General features: G+C 68.1%; 12 protein-coding genes and 1 tRNA gene. 9 read left to right on the top strand and 4 right to left on the bottom strand.

The genetic code is table 11. From position 1 onward, the window contains the following. The first annotated feature begins 4 nt into the window (after positions 1-4). Together rsmI and PV772_RS15380 are read left to right on the top strand one after the other, a co-directional pair. On the top strand, positions 5-880 hold the full coding sequence (gene rsmI, locus PV772_RS15385; RefSeq protein WP_141161150.1) for a 16S rRNA (cytidine(1402)-2'-O)-methyltransferase: 876 nt from the start codon (positions 5-7) through the stop codon (positions 878-880). Between the two features lie 204 nt (positions 881-1,084). Continuing rightward, positions 1,085-2,584, top strand: a complete 1,500-nt coding sequence (locus tag PV772_RS15380; RefSeq protein WP_141161149.1) for an NAD-dependent succinate-semialdehyde dehydrogenase — start codon at positions 1,085-1,087, stop codon at positions 2,582-2,584. 58 nt (positions 2,585-2,642) lie between these two features. Here the strand turns inward: PV772_RS15380 and PV772_RS15375 are convergent, their stop codons facing one another. From PV772_RS15375 to PV772_RS15365, 3 genes are read right to left on the bottom strand one after another with little or no spacing between them, the layout of a single operon-like run. Beyond that, on the bottom strand, positions 2,643-5,111 hold the full coding sequence (locus PV772_RS15375; RefSeq protein ID WP_347886695.1) for a DUF3488 and transglutaminase-like domain-containing protein: 2,469 nt from the start codon (positions 5,109-5,111) through the stop codon (positions 2,643-2,645). Beyond that, positions 5,108-6,571: a DUF58 domain-containing protein gene (locus tag PV772_RS15370; RefSeq protein ID WP_347886694.1), complete on the bottom strand. Its 1,464-nt coding sequence runs from the start codon at positions 6,569-6,571 to the stop codon at positions 5,108-5,110. The genes PV772_RS15375 and PV772_RS15370 overlap by 4 nt, the downstream gene beginning before the upstream one ends. A gap of 9 nt (positions 6,572-6,580) precedes the next feature. Next, entirely contained in the window at positions 6,581-7,681 is a 1,101-nt protein-coding gene (locus PV772_RS15365; protein WP_307360486.1) for a MoxR family ATPase, read from the bottom strand. Between the two features lie 164 nt (positions 7,682-7,845). Here PV772_RS15365 and PV772_RS15360 point away from each other — a divergent pair, with 164 nt between their 5' ends. From PV772_RS15360 to PV772_RS15340, 5 genes are all read left to right on the top strand, one after another. Next, positions 7,846-8,751: a TatD family hydrolase gene (locus tag PV772_RS15360; protein ID WP_347886693.1), complete on the top strand. Its 906-nt coding sequence runs from the start codon at positions 7,846-7,848 to the stop codon at positions 8,749-8,751. 255 nt (positions 8,752-9,006) lie between these two features. Further along, positions 9,007-10,203, top strand: coding sequence for a resuscitation-promoting factor (locus PV772_RS15355; protein ID WP_307360482.1), 1,197 nt, complete (start codon positions 9,007-9,009; stop codon positions 10,201-10,203). Between the two features lie 110 nt (positions 10,204-10,313). Beyond that, on the top strand, positions 10,314-11,186 hold the full coding sequence (rsmA, locus tag PV772_RS15350) for a 16S rRNA (adenine(1518)-N(6)/adenine(1519)-N(6))-dimethyltransferase RsmA (protein ID WP_347886692.1): 873 nt from the start codon (positions 10,314-10,316) through the stop codon (positions 11,184-11,186). Further along, entirely contained in the window at positions 11,183-12,142 is a 960-nt protein-coding gene (locus PV772_RS15345) for a 4-(cytidine 5'-diphospho)-2-C-methyl-D-erythritol kinase (protein WP_347886691.1), read from the top strand. Before rsmA ends, PV772_RS15345 begins: the two co-directional genes overlap by 4 nt. Before the next feature lie 32 nt (positions 12,143-12,174). Beyond that, entirely contained in the window at positions 12,175-14,001 is a 1,827-nt protein-coding gene (locus PV772_RS15340; RefSeq protein WP_347886690.1) for an ABC-F family ATP-binding cassette domain-containing protein, read from the top strand. 49 nt (positions 14,002-14,050) lie between these two features. On the opposite strand, the gene PV772_RS15335 is transcribed toward PV772_RS15340, so the two are convergent. Beyond that, the gene (locus PV772_RS15335; RefSeq protein ID WP_347886689.1) at positions 14,051-14,677 is read right to left on the bottom strand and encodes a TetR/AcrR family transcriptional regulator; all 627 of its coding nucleotides are present in this window, start codon (positions 14,675-14,677) and stop codon (positions 14,051-14,053) included. A gap of 133 nt (positions 14,678-14,810) precedes the next feature. Here PV772_RS15335 and PV772_RS15330 point away from each other — a divergent pair. Both PV772_RS15330 and glmU read left to right on the top strand, forming a co-directional pair. Continuing rightward, a tRNA-Gln gene (locus PV772_RS15330) sits at positions 14,811-14,882 on the top strand. A 103-nt stretch (positions 14,883-14,985) separates the two neighbouring features. After that, the gene (gene glmU, locus PV772_RS15325; protein ID WP_141161139.1) at positions 14,986-16,464 is read left to right on the top strand and encodes a bifunctional UDP-N-acetylglucosamine diphosphorylase/glucosamine-1-phosphate N-acetyltransferase GlmU; all 1,479 of its coding nucleotides are present in this window, start codon (positions 14,986-14,988) and stop codon (positions 16,462-16,464) included.

Here is a 16,464-nt window from a genome sequence, read left to right as displayed (position 1 = left end):
GTGGGTGGACCCGAACCCCAGCACCCTTCCCGAGCCCGGCCCTGCGACGGCGGGGCGGATTGTCCTTGCCGCCACTCCCATCGGGAACACGGGCGATGCCTCCGCCCGGCTGGTGGAACTGCTGGGAACGGCGGACATCGTGGCGGCCGAGGATACCCGGCGCCTCCACCGCCTGGTCCAAAGCCTGGGTGTCGCGGTTGCCGGCCGCATCATCAGCTACCACGAGCACAACGAGGCCACCCGGACCGCCGAGCTGCTGGACCAGGTACGTGCAGGCAGCACGCTGGTGATGGTGACCGACGCAGGGATGCCTGCGGTCTCGGACCCCGGGTTCCGGTTGGTGGAGGGGGCCATCGCAGCCGGACTCCCCGTCACCGCTGTTCCTGGGCCATCCGCCGTGCTCACCGCCTTGGCGCTCTCCGGCCTGCCCACGGACCGGTTCTGCTTCGAAGGATTCCTGCCCCGCAAGGCAGGCGAGCGGGCCTCCCGCCTGGCTGACCTGGCGGGGGAGCGGCGCACCATGGTGTTCTTCGAGGCCCCGCACCGGCTCGAGGCAATGCTGCGGGCCCTGCGGGAAAGGTTCGGCCCGGACCGCCGGATCGCAGTGTGCCGCGAACTGACGAAAACCTATGAGGAAGTCATCCGCGGCACGGTGGGCGAACTCCTCCAGTGGGCCGAGGACAACGAGGTCCGCGGCGAGATTGCCGTGGTCCTGGGCGGCGCCCCCGAACAGGCGGCAGGCACCCCGGAAGACCATGTGGCGGCGGTCAACGAACTGGTGGCCCAGGGCATCCGGCTGAAGGAGGCGGTCGCCGCCGTCGCCGAAGACGTCCGCGTCAGCAAGCGGGAGCTCTACTCAGCGGTCCTCGCCGCCCGCTAAGGCCCTAACAGGACGCCCGGCAGCCAACTCTGGAAGCATGGTGCCGTGCTGTGCAGCTGCACAGCACGGCAGCGAATCCGCAGTGCGCAACGGCGTAGACCATGGCAGGGCCCCGCAGTAGTCTGGCTGTTAATCAGCCCCATGATCCCGGTCACTCCGGCCGCGGCGACGGGCTGCCACAACCCTACCGACGAGGGAGTCATCGTGACTGTCACTGCACAGCCGGCCGTTACCGCCGAGCGCGAAACCCGGCTTTTGGCCTCCGTTCCCACCGGGCTGCTCATCAACGGTGAGTGGCGCGACGCCGCTTCAGGCAAGACGTTCGACGTCGAGGATCCCGCCACCGGGAAGGTGCTGCTGAGCATCGCCGACGCCGGCCCCGAGGACGGTGCGGCGGCCCTGGACGCTGCCGCAGCAGCCCAGGAGTCCTGGGCCAAGGTCCCGCCCCGCGAACGCGGCGAAATCCTCCGCCGGGCCTTCGACCTGGTGACGGAGAGGGCCGAAGACTTCGCCCTCCTGATGACCATGGAAATGGGCAAGCCGCTGGCCGAAGCACGCGGCGAAGTGACCTACGGCGCTGAATTCCTGCGCTGGTTCTCCGAGGAAGCAGTGCGTGCCTTTGGCCGCTACTCCGTTTCCCCCGACGGCAAGTCCCGCCTCCTGGTCACCAAGAAGCCGGTGGGTCCGTGCCTGCTGATCACCCCGTGGAACTTCCCGCTGGCCATGGCCACCCGCAAGATTGCCCCCGCCGTCGCGGCCGGCTGCACCATGGTGCTGAAGTCGGCGAACCTTACCCCGCTGACCTCCCAGCTGTTCGCCGCAGTCATGCAGGAGGCCGGCCTGCCCGCTGGTGTCCTCAACGTCATTCCCACCTCCACGGCCGGGGCTACCACCGGACCCCTGATCAAGGACTCCCGCCTCCGCAAGCTGTCCTTCACCGGGTCCACCGAAGTTGGCCGCCGCCTGCTGGCCGATGCCTCCGAGAACGTGCTGCGCACCTCCATGGAGCTCGGCGGCAATGCCCCGTTCCTGGTCTTCGAGGACGCCGACCTGGACGCCGCCGTTACCGGCGCCATGGCGGCGAAGCTCCGCAACATGGGCGAGGCCTGCACCGCTGCCAACAGGTTCATCGTCCACGAGTCCGTCGCGGCCGAATTCGCGGAGAAGTTCGCCGCGAAAATGAAGGAGATGACCACGGCCCGCGGCACTGAGCCGGAATCCAAGGTGGGGCCGCTGATCGATGCGAAGAGCCGGGACAAGGTCCACGAACTGGTCTCCGACGCCGTCGCTTCCGGCGCCAAGGCCGTCCTGGGCGGCGGACCGGTGGAGGGGCCGGGCTACTTTTACCAGCCCACCATCCTGTCCGGAGTCGCCGAGGGAACGCGCATCCTGTCCGAGGAAATCTTCGGCCCGGTGGCCCCGATCATCACCTTCGGCAGCGAAGACGAAGCTGTCCGCCTGGCCAACAACACCGAATACGGACTGGTGGCCTATGTCTTCACCAAGGACATCAACCGGGGTATCCGGATGGGCGAAAAGCTGGAGACCGGCATGCTCGGGCTGAACGCCGGCGTCATCTCCAACGCTGCGGCGCCGTTCGGCGGCGTGAAGCAGTCAGGCCTGGGCCGTGAAGGCGGGCTGGAAGGCATCGAGGAGTACCTCTACACGCAGTACATCGGTATCGCCGACCCATACGCCGGCTGATTCCGGCTGGAGACCAGCGCAGTGCCGGCCGGGAAATTTCCCGGCCGGCACTGTGTGTTCAGCCGCCGCGGGACCTGCTGCCGGCGTCGTCCGTTACTGGCTCCGCCCGCCCCCCGGGACGCGGCAGGTTCCGGATGGTACGGCCCGCTGCGCTGAACGGCATTCCCAGCAGCAGCCCCAGGCGGCGCATGACGGACCGGGGGAGCCAGGAGGCCGCCCACCGCCTGGACCGGGTAGCGTTCGCCTGGAGGGACTCCTCCACGGCGGCAACCCCGGCAGCAAAGTCCTCGCCCGCCGGCCCTTCACTGCCGGGACGGCCGTACCTGTGCTGTTCGAAGGCCGCGGTAAGGGATGCCACCGCCACGTGGGCGTCCCGGTCCATACCGTCCGGCTCGCCCAGCAGCGCGCTGCGGAACCGGGCCGCATAGGTCCTCGGCGTCTCGCTCTCTCCGGGCGGCAGCCCATAGTCGGTGCCGAGGTCCCTCAGTTCGCTCCACGCCAGGGGGACTGCCAGGTCCGGACGTTTGGGGTGCAGCCGTCGCGACCGGGTGCCGGCGCGGACCATATGCGGGGCGCCGGCCAGGAGCAGCAGGGCGCCGGCTCCGGCCGTGCCGAGGAGCCAAGGCAGCAACTGCGGGCCGTCGCCGGTGCCGCTGCCGCCTGCGCCGGGTACGGGCTGTGCAGTTGCCGTGCCGGCCGGTGAGGGCACCGGGGCAATATCAGGAATGAGTCCGTCGTTGTTGCCCAGGGACTCGGCACCGGATGATGCCGAAGCCTCGGTGGCGTAATCGGGAACAACTCCACGGGAGGGCGTTGGTTCGAACGCCACCCAGCCAAGCCCCTGGAAGTACAGTTCGGGCCAGGCATGGGCGTCGCGCGCATCCGCCTCGTACTCCGGGAGCGAGCCCTGCCCGGCCACCGTGATGCTGGCCCCGGTCAGCCTGCCCGGCGCGTAACCCACGGCAATCCTGCTCGGAATGCCTTCCAGCCTTGCCATTACCGCCATCGCGGAGGCGTAGTGGATGCAGTACCCACTCTTTTGCTGCAGGAAGTCGGCCAGGACCGAGAGCCCGTTGCCGTCGTAGCCGCCCTGCACCGGTGATTGGAGCGAGTAAGTGAACTCGGAGGACCGGAGGTACTTCTGGATGGCCATGGCCTTCTGGTATGGAGTCCCCGCGCCTCCAGCCACGCTCTGCGCCGTGGTTTTCACAATGTCCGGCACATTGCCCGGGACCCTGGTAAACACGTCGGCGATGCCCCGGGCCTGACCCGAGGATTGGGCCAGCAGGGCTGAAGTGAGCTTGGGCACCGCGGAGGTCACCAGGTATTCCTGCCGCCGGGTGGTGGTGTCAGTGCCCTTGATGCTCAGCGTGGCGGGATCCCAGGTCCACTGGCCGCCCAGGCCGCTGACGGTTTCCGGCGCATAGGGGACCGGGAGGTACGGGCTCGTGAAGGACCCGGCGTCGATGGCGGTGACAAGGCGCACCTGCTCGTCGGTGAGGACCGGATAGCCGGGGTCGATCCGGCCGTCCAGCGGAACCCTGGAGCCGGTACGGTCATCCGGGCCCCAGGAGTCGCCGTCGAAATTCTCCACCGTCACCGAGCGAAGGTAGAGAGGTACGGGCGAATTGGTGGCGTACGTGATCCTGCCGCTTCCGTCAGGGGTGCGCAGGCTGCTGCCCAGCGTGATCATCGGGTTGAGGCCGGTGGAGCTGCCCCACGGGTTCAGCCGTGATCCCTGCGGGAAGGTGCCACGGTCGAAGCCGGGAATGGCCAGGGGCAACACCAGGGTGGCGGCCAGGGCTACGGCGCCGGTGACGGCAGCCCGCCGCATCAGCCCCGGGCTGCGTGCCGACCCGCCCTGCACCCTGCCGTCCGGTGCGAACCACTGGCTGCAGGCAAGGATCAGCAGGTACCCCGCCGCCGTGGCAACGAAACTCCAGGCGCCCACGCTCTGGGGTTTGATCATGGCCGGGACCACCAGCAGGGCCAGCAGCCCGACGCCGGAAGCCGCGGGCATGCCCAACGGCACCGCGAGGGCATCGACCAGGATGACGGCCAGGCCGAGAATGGCGCAGACCACCATGACAATTCCGGCGTTCGGCGCCACGGGCGCTGTCTCGGCCAGGACTGTTTCGCTGGCGCGCTGGATCAACTTGTCCAGCTCAGGCAGTGTGGCTCCGGTGGGGAAGACCCAAAGGAAACTGGAACTGCGGAAAAACGTCAGGGTCAGCACCCCGCCCAGGGCCACGAACCCGACGGCCGTCACCAGCAGGGGCTGGGCGCGGACGGAACGGAGTGCTGCCATGGTGAAGGCCACCGCCACTACCGTGGTCATGGCGGCCCAGTACCAGTTCCAGCCGCGAAGGACGCCGTTCAGGGACAGGGCAGCGCCGCAGGCCGCCGCTGCAATGGCTGCCGCCATGGCCCAGGGATAGGCCCCCGGGCCCGTTCGCCGGGCAGGCACCCAGGGATTGTCGTGCGCTTGCTGCCCCTCACCCGTTTGCCGGGCCGGTGCCATGGTCATTTGGCCACCCCCGCTCCCCGGCGGACCTCCGACGCCGGCGCCACCGGGAGGGCCGGATCCTGCCCGAACTGGCCCCACACCGCAGAAAGCCGGGTGTTGGGCCCCGCGGCCACTGCCCGCCAGCCGCCCTGCCGGAGTACCTCCAGGACATGCTGGAACTCCGCGGGACGTTCCACCGCCAGGAGGGCGAATGCGTCCGTGCCATATGCGGCAGCCGGAGCCAGGGCCGCCGCTTCCTCGCCGGTAATCCGGCCCAGCACTGCAATCAGCGGCCCCCGCATCCGGTGGGCGGAGAGCTTGTCCATCAAGTGGTCGTCAAACGCCGGCGGCCCCTGGTCGATGCCCGGATGCGTCCGCGTTCCCGCGGCCCGGTGCTCCGCGGCACGCCCGCCTTTGTCCGGGAGCACGCCGTCCCGCCGTGGGTGGAGCGGGCCGGAGAGGTGGATCGCAGCCAGGCTTTCGGCGATCGACTGCAGGCCGGACGGGCCGCTGTACTCCTCGGCCGCCGGCTCGGGGGAAGAGGGCGAGTGCAGGAACGCTGGTTCGCCTCCGGCATCCAGCAGGCGAAGGCCGTAATTGCGTTCGGCCAGGTGCGCGCTGACGGACATGGCAGCAACAACCGACCATTCAAACGTGTCGCTGGTGGCCGGCGCATGCCCGTCGTGGCCCCGCAGCCCCGGGGACGAAGTGCCCGGCCCACCTGCGAACGCACCGGAACGGTGGTCCAGGATGATGGTCGCCTCGGGCGTGGTCACGGATTCCTCCTGCCGGACCATCAGTGCCCCGTGCCTGGCCGTGGCAGCCCAGTGGACCCTCCGCATCGGGTCGCCGTGGCGGTATTCGCGGGTCATTACGTCGTCATCGCTCGGGTTCGCCCGGACCCGCGTGGCGGTGACGCCGTCGTTGCCCCGGGCTCCTGCCAATCCAGTGGCAGGCAGGACGACGGCGGCAGGCGTCACGGTGAGGACGTCGCCGTCGTCAATGGACCGCCGGTGCAGCGACAGACCGAAGGGGTCGGTGAACTCGGCCGTGACCGGTCCAATCCTGAACTGCCCGCGATACCTGGACGTGAGGTGGTATTCGTAGCGGCTGGTGCCGCCGGTGGCGGCGCGGGACGGGAACCGGAAGGCGGGCGGGTGGCCGAACTGCGCCGGGAGCCGCTCCTCCATGACCACCCGCCCGCTGCCCGGGCCGGTCCTGGCCACCGCGAGGGAGACCACCGCCGGCGCCGAGGTTTCCACCGGAGAGGGGTTGAATTCCCGGTAGACCCGGAAACGCGGTTTGACGAGGCGGACGCCGGCAAGGGAGACAAGGGGCAGCAGAAGCAGCAGCAGTGCCAGGGTCAGGAGGTCACGGCGTCCCATGACCTGGGCCGCAGCGAGCGCGAAGGCGCCTGCTGCCAGCATGCCCCACCCGCGCCTGGTGAACAGGTGCCGCGGGAGCTTGTCCAGGAGGGCCATGGCATCCGCCTAGCGGTTTCTGCTGCCGGCGGCGGCCCCGGCCCGGTCGGGCTGCCCGGCGGCAGCTTGCGGCACGGGCAGCCTGGACAGGATGCCCCGCAGGACGCTGTGCGGTGTTTCGCCGGCGCCGGCAGCCTTCCGGTCAAGGATGATCCTGTGCGCCAGGACTGCCTCTGCCACGTCGCCTACATCGTCCGGAAGGACAAAATCGCGTCCGTCCAGGGCTGCCGTGGCCTTGGCGGCGCGCAGCAGCTGCAGCATGGACCGGGGACTCGCGCCGAGCCGCAGCAGCGGGCTTTCCCTCGTGGCCCTGCCCACTGACACCGTGTATTCCTTCACCGGCCCGGACACGAACACCTGCTGGACGCTGGCAATCATGGCGGCGACATCGCCGGCTGTGACCACGGGGGAGACGTTCGCCAGCGGCGAGACCGCCTGATGGGTCTCGAGCATCTCGATCTCGGCGTCCTTGTCCGGGTAGCCCATGGAAATCCTGGCCATGAAGCGGTCCCGCTGTGCCTCGGGCAGCGGATACGTCCCTTCCATTTCGATGGGGTTCTGGGTGGCCACCACCATGAACGGCTCATCGAGTTTGTAGGAGGTGCCGTCCACCGTCACCTGGTGCTCCTCCATGCATTCCAGGAGTGCGGACTGGGTCTTGGCGGATGCCCGGTTGATTTCGTCGCCGATAACAATGTTGGCGAACACTGCACCGGGCCGGAATTCGAAGAGCCTGGAGGCCTGGTTGTAGATGGACACCCCCGTGACGTCGGAGGGCAGGAGGTCGGGGGTGAACTGGATGCGGTTGACGGTGCAGTCAATGGTGCGGGCAAGGGTTTTTGCCAGCAGGGTCTTTCCGACGCCGGGCACGTCCTCCACCAGCAGGTGGCCCTGGGCGAGGAGGACAGTGAGCGCCAGCTTGGCGGCATCGGATTTGCCGTCGATGACCGTGTTGACGGTGGTCAGGATGCGTTGCGCGGCTGCGTGGAAGGCCCCGGACTCCATGGGTGCCGGCCTGTGGCCGTTCAGGTGGCTGACGGGATCGGCGACGCCGGCCAGGTTGAGGTTCGGTGCGCTTCCATTGTTGGCAGTGCGTCGGTGGGGTTCCATCGGCAACCTTTCAGCCCGGGTTTCACCTGGACGTGACAGCAAGCCTGCCTTCGCCCCTCGGTGGGCGTGCGCGTGTGTTCGTTCCAGACTACTAACACAACTGCCCTGCCTGACAGAGAGTTCCGGCAAATATGGGGGAGTCATGTGGCCGCTAGGCTGATTGGATGTGCGACTCGTCCATTCCCCCCGCCTACCGGGCGCCTGCCGCAGATGCAACCACGGATCCCGACGCAGGACGCCGCAGGGATTTCCCGCCGGCGCCGGAACCGTTGCCGGTCCCGGTCATGGACAACCACACCCACCTGGACTTCCCGGAAGGAAAGGGCCCGGTAGGGGTCAAGGCTGCCCTCGACGCAGCAGAGGCCGTCGGGGTGCTGGGTGCTGTGCAGGTTGGCTGCGACCTGGAGTCCTCGCGGTTCACAGTGGAAGCGGTGGACCTGGACGAACGGCTCCTGGGAGCGGTGGCACTGCATCCCAACGATGCCCCGCAGTACGCGGCCCGGGGTGAACTGGAAGCGGCCCTTGCCGAGATCGAACAGCTCGCCGCGCATCCCCGCATCAGGGCCATCGGCGAAACCGGGCTGGACTTCTACCGCACGGAAGGGGCGGGGCTGCGGCACCAGGAGTACTCGTTCCGGCGCCACATCGATATCGCAAAGCGGCTGGACCTGACCCTGCAGATCCATGACCGGGACGCGCACGGTGACGTGGTCCGGGTACTCCGGGAGGAAGGGGCGCCGGAACGGGTGGTGTTCCATTGCTTCTCCGGGGATGAAGACCTTGCCAGGACGTGCAATGAGCAGGGCTGGTGGATGTCCTTCGCCGGCACCCTGACGTTCAAGAACGCTGCAAACCTACGGGCCGCGCTCGCGGTCGCTGACCGGGAGCTTGTCATGGTGGAAACGGACGCCCCGTTCCTCACGCCGCACCCGCACAGGGGGCGTCCGAACGCGAGCTACATGGTCCCTTACACCGTGCGGGCCATGGCAGAATTGACAGGCTCCGACCTTGCCGCCCTGTGCACCGCAATCAGCGAAAATACCGTACGGGCATACGGATCCTGGTCCTGATCGCTGCCTGCCGCACCACCGCCGGCCGTATACCTGGTATGCAAAAATGTTGGCTGCTTTATAACGCTACGGTTACAGTGGACAACTATTAGCCGGGGTCGGGGAAGGCCAACGGGTAATTTCACTCCACTTGCAGCCGGCCCGGCTTGACCAATATCCGGCCATTCAGCTGTGCGGAGTGTGGCGGCGCACCGGTGCCCGGACCCTCCTTTCGAGGTTGCTCCGGGCATTTTATTGCGCATTCCCCGTGCCCGGATGGACCGAGAGTTACGGGCAATCGTGATCAAGTTCTTCACATCGGACGGCAAGTTCAGCTTTATAAAGGTTGGCGCCCAGCTGCTGGTGCTTTGCGGCCTGGTCGCAGGCCTCGTAGCCTTCGTGGGCAATAACAAAACAGTCACGCTCAACGTGGACGGCCAAGCGTCGTCCGTGCAGTCCTTTGGTGGAACAGTGGCACAGGTGGTCAAGAGCGCCAACCTGGACCTGAAGCCCGGCGACCGCGTCTCGCCCTCCCTGGACGCCACCGTCCAGGACGGCACCATCATCAACATCAACCAGGCCAAGGAAGTCAAGGTCAGCCTTGACGGGGCCGAGAAGACGGTCAACACCACGGCGCAGGACGTCGAGGACCTGGTGACCGAACTCGGTGTGGCCAGCGCCTCCTCCGTGTCGGCGCCGAAGGATGCCACCCTTGCGCTGGCTGGTTCCTACGTCGCCATTTCCACGCCCAAGACCGTCAGCATCGTCGCGGACGGCAAGGTCAACACGGCCACCACCACCGCCCCCACAGTGGGCAAGGTCCTTGAAGACTCCGGAGTGACCCTCGGCGCCAACGACCGCACCTCGCAGCCGGCCAACGCCAACGTGGTGAACAACATGGTCATCAAGGTCTCCCGGGTGGACACCGGCCAGACCGCGGTCACCAGCGAGGACGTCCCCTTCGATACGGTCACCGCCGAAAGCGCTGACATGCTTAAGGGTGAGAAGCAGGTGACCCAGGCCGGGACCGCCGGGAAGATCGAGCGCACCTTCAAGCTGGTGCTCGTGGATGGCCGGGAGGCCTCCCGCACCCTGGTGTCGGAGAATGTCGCAGTCCAGCCCGTCACCGAGAAGGTCACCGTGGGCACCAAAGCCAAGCCGGCCGTCCAGGCCGCGGCGGCCCCCGCCGCTGCAGGTGCCAACACCGGCGCGGCAGCACCGGCCATGATGAACGAGGCCATGTGGGACAAGATCGCCCAGTGCGAGTCCACCGGCAACTGGAGCATCAACAGCGGCAACGGTTATTACGGTGGCCTGCAGTTCGACATCCAGACCTGGATCGGTGCCGGCGGCGGCGCTTACGCCCCGAACGCGAGCCTCGCCACCAAAGCCCAGCAGATCGACATCGCCAACCGCGTCTACGCGCAGCGCGGCCTGTCGCCGTGGGGCTGCGGCTGGGCAGCCAGCCGCTGATCCGCACGGCACAAGCGCAGCTAACGGCAATGGCCGGCCCCGGGTACTCCGGGGCCGGCCATTGCCGTTAACCGGAGGGTCCGGCGTGCCGCGCGGGATAGGATACCTAGGTGACTGAACCGATCCCCGCCGTGCCCGCACCGCTGTTCGGTGCCTCCGACATTCGGCGGATGGCAGCGGAAATCGGGGTCAGGCCCACCAAGACCCTGGGCCAGAACTTTGTCATCGACGGCAACACGATCCGCCGCATTGTTGCGGCCGCGGGCGTGCGGCCGGACGAAACGGTGCTTGAGGTCGGTCCTGGCCTCGGCTCCCTGACGCTGGGCCTGCTCGATGCCGCAGCGGCGGTCGTCGCCGTCGAGATCGATCCTGTCCTCGCCGCAAGGCTCCCCGAGACCGTGAAGGAATGGCGGCCCGCCGCCGCCAACGCCTTCCACCTGGTGCACGCCGACGCCATGAAGGTCACCGAACTGCCGGTGGAACCCACCGCCCTGGTGGCCAACCTGCCGTACAACGTGGCCGTTCCCGTGGTGCTGCACCTGCTGCAGCATTTCCCCAGCCTGAAGCACGGACTGGTGATGGTTCAGGACGAGGTAGCGGACCGCCTGGCCGCCGGGCCGGGATCCAAGACCTACGGTGTGCCGTCCGTCAAGGCCGCCTGGTACAGCCAGATGCGCAAGGCCGGTGTGATCGGCATGAACGTCTTTTGGCCGGCCCCGAAAATCCACTCGGGCCTGGTGGCCTTCACCCGCCGCGAACCACCGGCCACCACTGCCACGCGCGAGCAGGTGTTTGCCGTGGTGGATGCTGCGTTTGCGCAGCGGCGCAAGACGCTCCGTGCGGCATTGGCCGGCTGGGCCGGCGGAGCACCGGAAGCCGAACGCTGCCTGCTCGCGGCGGGCGTGGACCCCACCGCCCGCGGCGAAGTCATCGACATCGCCGCATTCGCCCGGATCGCCGAAGCCAGGGAAAACCGCCCGTGAGCGCGGCAGGGCGGTTCGCTGCCAGGACCGTCCGGGTCAAGGCGCCCGGCAAGGTCAACGTGTCCCTGGCAGTGGGGCCGCTGCGGGCGGACGGCTACCACTCGGTGGCCAGCGTCTATCTCGCGGTGTCCCTGTACGAGGAAGTGGCCGCCACCAGTACCGCTGCCCCCGGGATCACCATCAGCCTCAGTCCGGAAAGCACCCTGGACCTCGACGACGTCGACATCCCCCTGGACAGCAGCAACCTGGCCTACAAGGCGGCCGCCATCATGGCCGACGTCTCCGAACACGCCACCGGCGTGCATTTGGAGATCACCAAGCGGGTACCGGTGGCCGGCGGCATGGGCGGTGGTTCCGCCGACGCCGCTGCCACCCTCCTGGCCTGCGACGCCCTCTGGAACAGCGGGCTGTCCCGTGAGGAGCTGGCCCACCTCGCAGCGGAACTGGGCGCTGACGTCCCGTTCTCGCTCCTGGGCGGAACCGCCGTCGGCCTCGGCTTGGGGGACGAACTGTCTCCGGCCCTGGCCAAGGCGCAAACCCACTGGGTGCTGGTAGTGGCGGATTACGGCCTCTCCACGCCCGAGGTGTACCGGACCCTGGACCGCCTGCGCGGGGCCGGGGGAATCGACGCCGAAGAACCCACCGGGGTTGATCCGCAAATCCTCGCGGCCCTGCGGGGTGGCGACGCCGAGTCCCTGGGCCGCGTACTGGTGAACGACCTGCAGCGTGCCTCCGTTGAACTCGCGCCTGCGCTGCGCGATACGCTGGGAATCGGTGAATCCCATGGCGCCATCGCAGGCATGGTCTCCGGATCCGGTCCCACCGTGGCGTTGCTGGCCGAGGACTCCGTTGCGGCCGCTGCCCTGGCAGAGGACCTGCAGCGCTACGGCCTGACGGCGCTCCCTGTCCACGGCCCGGTCCCGGGCGCGCGCATCATCTCCGACACCCTCCTTTAATACTTCCAGTCCGGCAGCAGAAAGCAGTTCCCTTGGCACACCTTCTTGGCGGCGAGAACCTCACGGTTTCCTACGCGACCCGCACCGTCCTGGACGGCATCACCCTGGGATTGGAGGAAGGGGACCGGATCGGCATGGTGGGCCGCAACGGTGACGGCAAGTCCACCCTGATGCGGCTGCTGGCCCTGCGCTCCACGCCCGACTCCGGCCGGGTCACCAAGCGCGGTGACGTCAATGTCGGGTACCTGGACCAAAGCGACGTGCTCGACGGCGACCTGACCGTCGGCGCCGCGATCGTGGGCGACCAGGCGGATTATGAGTGGGCGCGGAACCCGCAAATCCGCGAGATCATGGGCGGGCTGGTGTCCGACGTCGACTGGCATGCCAACGTGCACGCCCTCTCCGGCGGCCAGAAGCGGCGCGTGGCCCTGGCAAAGCTCCTCATCGAGGACCACGACGTCATCATGCTCGACGAACCCACCAACCACCTCGACGTCGAAGGTGTGGCCTGGCTGGCCCGGCACCTGAAGACGCGCTGGCGGCCCAACCAGGGCGCCTTCCTGGTGGTCACCCACGACCGCTGGTTCCTCGACGAAGTCTGCACCAAGACGTGGGAGGTGCACGACGGCATCGTGGACCCCTTCGAAGGCGGTTACGCCGCCTATATGCTGGCCAGGGCCGAACGGGACCGGATGGCCTCCGTGGTCGAAGGCAAGCGCCAGCAGCTGGTCAAGAAGGAACTGGCCTGGCTTCGCCGCGGCGCCCCGGCCCGCACCGCCAAGCCGAAGTTCCGGATCGAGGCTGCCAACGCGCTCATCGCGGACGTTCCGGCTCCGCGCGACTCGATGGCCCTGAGCAAGATGGCCACCGCGCGCCAGGGCAAGGACGTCCTGGACCTTGAGAACGTGTCCCTGAACTTCCAGGGCGATGAGGGCAGGAAGCTCTTCGACAACATCACCCTCCGCCTCGCACCGGGGGAGCGGCTCGGCCTGGTGGGCGTCAACGGCGCCGGCAAGACCACCCTCCTGAAGCTGCTCAACGGCGAGATCACGCCCGACGCCGGCCGGCTGAAGCGGGGAAAGACCGTGGTCACCGCGGTCCTCACCCAGGAAGTCAAGGAGCTCGACGACGTCGCTGACCTGCGCGTCATCGAGGTCATCGAGCGGGAAAAGCGTTCGTTCAACGTGGGCGGCAAGGAATTCACGGCCGGCCAGCTGGTGGAGCAGCTCGGATTCACCAACCAGAAGCAGTGGACACCCGTGCGCGACCTCTCCGGCGGTGAGCGGCGACGCCTGCAGCTCCTCCGGCTGTTGGTGGGCGAACCCAACGTGCTGATGCTCGATGAGCCCACCAACGACCTCGACACCGATACCCTGGCTGCCGTGGAGGACGTCCTGGACGGCTGGCCGGGCACCTTGGTGGTGGTCAGCCACGACCGCTACCTGCTGGAGCGCGTCACCGACCACCAGATGGCCCTGCTCGGCGACGGAAGGCTCCGCGGCCTTCCCGGCGGCGTGGACCAGTACCTCGAACTGCGTGAAGCGGCATTGGCCGGTTCAACCGTCACGGGCGGCGGAAACCCCGTCACCAGTGCAGCCCAGGCCGCGGCAGCAGCGACTGGCACGGGCCCCTCCGAGGCGGAAAAGCGGGAGGCCCGCAAAGCCCTCAACCGGATCGAACGGCAGCTCAAGAAGCTCGACCAAGACGAAAAGAAGCTTCACGACCTGATGCTGAAGACCACCGAAGCCGGCGACTTCGACAAGCTCGCCGACCAGAACAAGCAGCTCAAGGACCTCACGGACGAAAAAGACGCCCTGGAACTCGAGTGGCTGGAGTCCTCCGAGCTCCTGGGGGACTAGATCACCTTGGGTGCCGGAGACGGCCCTGCGCCGCGAAGGTGACCAGCGCCTAGAACTCTGACTGCAGCTCCGGGTCCTTTTTCAGGCCGGTGAGGCCGTTCCAGGCGAGGTTGACCAGGTGGGCGGCCACGGTGTGCTTGTCCGGCTGGCGGCTGTCCTGCCACCACTGGCCGGTCATGGCCACCATGCCCACGAGCATCTGGGCGTACATGGCGCCGTCCTCGCCGCTGAGGCCGCGGCGGGAAAACTCGTCGGAGAGGATGTGCTCCACGCGGGCAGTGACGTGGGAGAGCAGGGTGGAGAACGCGCCCTCGGGCTGCGACGGGGGAGCGTCGCGCATAAGGATACGGAAACCCTCCGTGCGCTCCTCGATATAGGTGAGCAGGGCTAAGGCGGCCCGTTCGACGAGGACGCGGGGTTTGGCCTGCTCGGTCAGGGCGGCGTTGACGGCGTCCAGCAGGATGTGGAATTCGCAGTCCACCACTTCGGTGTACAGCCCCTCCTTGGAACCGAAGTGTTCGTAGATGACCGGTTTGGACACTCCCGCGCTGGCGGCGATTTCCTCAATGGTGGTTCCATCCAGCCCCCGGGCGGCGAAAAGGCCGCGGCCGACGTCGATCAGCTGGCTTCGGCGCTGCAGGCCAGTCATCCGCATCCGCGGAAGGTTGTTGCTCACCTTCCCATCATGCCCCACCGCCGGCGGTGGGATTCGGCGGGACGGGCGGCGGCCAAATGCCCCGTGTCGCGCAGGGCCCTGAACCCGTGGCAAAATAGGGACTTGTGCCCGGGGCTTGAGACTTCCGGCACGGTCCGCTCTGGTGTAACGGCAGCACCCCGGCCTTTGGAGCCGTGGAGTATAGGTTCGAATCCTATGGGCGGAACTGCTGCGCGGGGCGCGATCATGAGGATGGCACCCGGTGCCCGGCGGCTTGGCCCGCCGGGTTCCGCCAAGCGCCAGCACAACGAAGCAAGGAGAGCCCGTACGTGATCCCCGAGAATGCCGGCCCGGCCGCTGTAATTGTTCTGGCAGCAGGCGCCGGTACCCGGATGAAATCGCGTACCCCCAAAATCCTGCATGAAATCGGCGGCCTGTCCATGGTGGGCCACGCCCTCCGCGCCGCCCGCAGCATCGCCCCCCAGCGCCTTGCCATCGTGGTGCGCCATGAACGCGACCTGGTGGAAGCGCACGTGGCGGCGCTGGATCCGCAGGCAGTGATCGTGGACCAGGATGATGTCCCGGGCACGGGCCGGGCCGTTGAAGCCGCGCTTGAGGCGCTGCACGCTGACCAGGACCTCACCGGCACCGTCGTGGTGACCTATGGCGACGTGCCGCTGTTGTCCGGCGGGCTGCTGACGGAACTCGTTGCCACCCATGAGCGCGACGGCAACGCCGTTACGGTCCTCACCGCGGTCCTGGATGACGCCGCCGGCTATGGCCGCATCCTCCGCGGAGAGGACGGCTCCGTCACCGGCATCCGCGAACACAAGGATGCCTCCGAGGCCGAACGGCTGATCCGTGAGGTCAATTCCGGGATCTACGCCTTCGACGCCGCCGTGCTCCGTGACGCGCTGGCCAAGGTGACCACGGACAACGCCCAGGGCGAGAAGTACCTCACCGACGTGCTGGGACTGGCACGCGAGGCAGGCGGCCGCGTGGCCGCCGTCGTCACCGCCGACCGCTGGCAGGTGGAGGGCGCCAATGACCGCGTCCAGCTGGCCGCCCTCGGTGCAGAGCTGAACCGCCGCACCGTGGAAGCGTGGATGCGTGCCGGCGTGACCGTGGTGGACCCTGCCACCACGTGGATCGATTCGTCCGTCACCCTGGACCAGGACGTCCGGCTCCTGCCCAACACCCAGCTTCACGGCACCACCACGGTGGCCAGGGACGCCGTCGTGGGCCCCGACACCACCCTGACCGACGTCGAAGTCGGCGAGGGCGCCACGGTGGTCCGCACCCACGGCTCCGGCTCGGTGATCGGCCCGCGCGCCGCCGTCGGCCCCTTCACGTACCTTCGCCCCGGCACCGTGCTTGGTGAAAAGGGAAAGATCGGCGCCTTTTACGAAACCAAGAACGTCACCATTGGCCGCGGCTCCAAGCTGTCCCACCTGGGATACGCCGGGGACGCGGAAATCGGCGAGGACACCAACATCGGCTGCGGCAACATCACGGCCAATTACGACGGCGAGAAGAAGCACCGCACGGTGATCGGCTCAGGTGTCCGCACCGGCTCCAACACGGTCTTTGTTGCCCCGGTCACCGTGGGGGACGGTGCCTACAGCGGCGCCGGCGCGGTGATCCGCAAGGACGTACCGGCCGGCGCCCTTGCCCTGAGCATCGCCGCCCAGCGCAACACCGAAGGCTGGGTCCCGGCGCACCGCCCGGGGACCCGCTCCGCCGAGCTGGCCCAGGCGGCCACCCACGACTCCTCAAGTACCCCGGCATCTACAGAAGAGGGCAAGTAA

The sequence above is a fragment of the Pseudarthrobacter sp. CC12 genome, from assembly GCF_039907755.1.
GTDB classification, from domain to species: Bacteria; Actinomycetota; Actinomycetes; order Actinomycetales; family Micrococcaceae; genus Arthrobacter; species Arthrobacter niigatensis.
The sequence above is the reverse complement of the archived record's forward strand: the minus strand, read 5'-3'. Positions and strand labels throughout refer to the sequence as shown.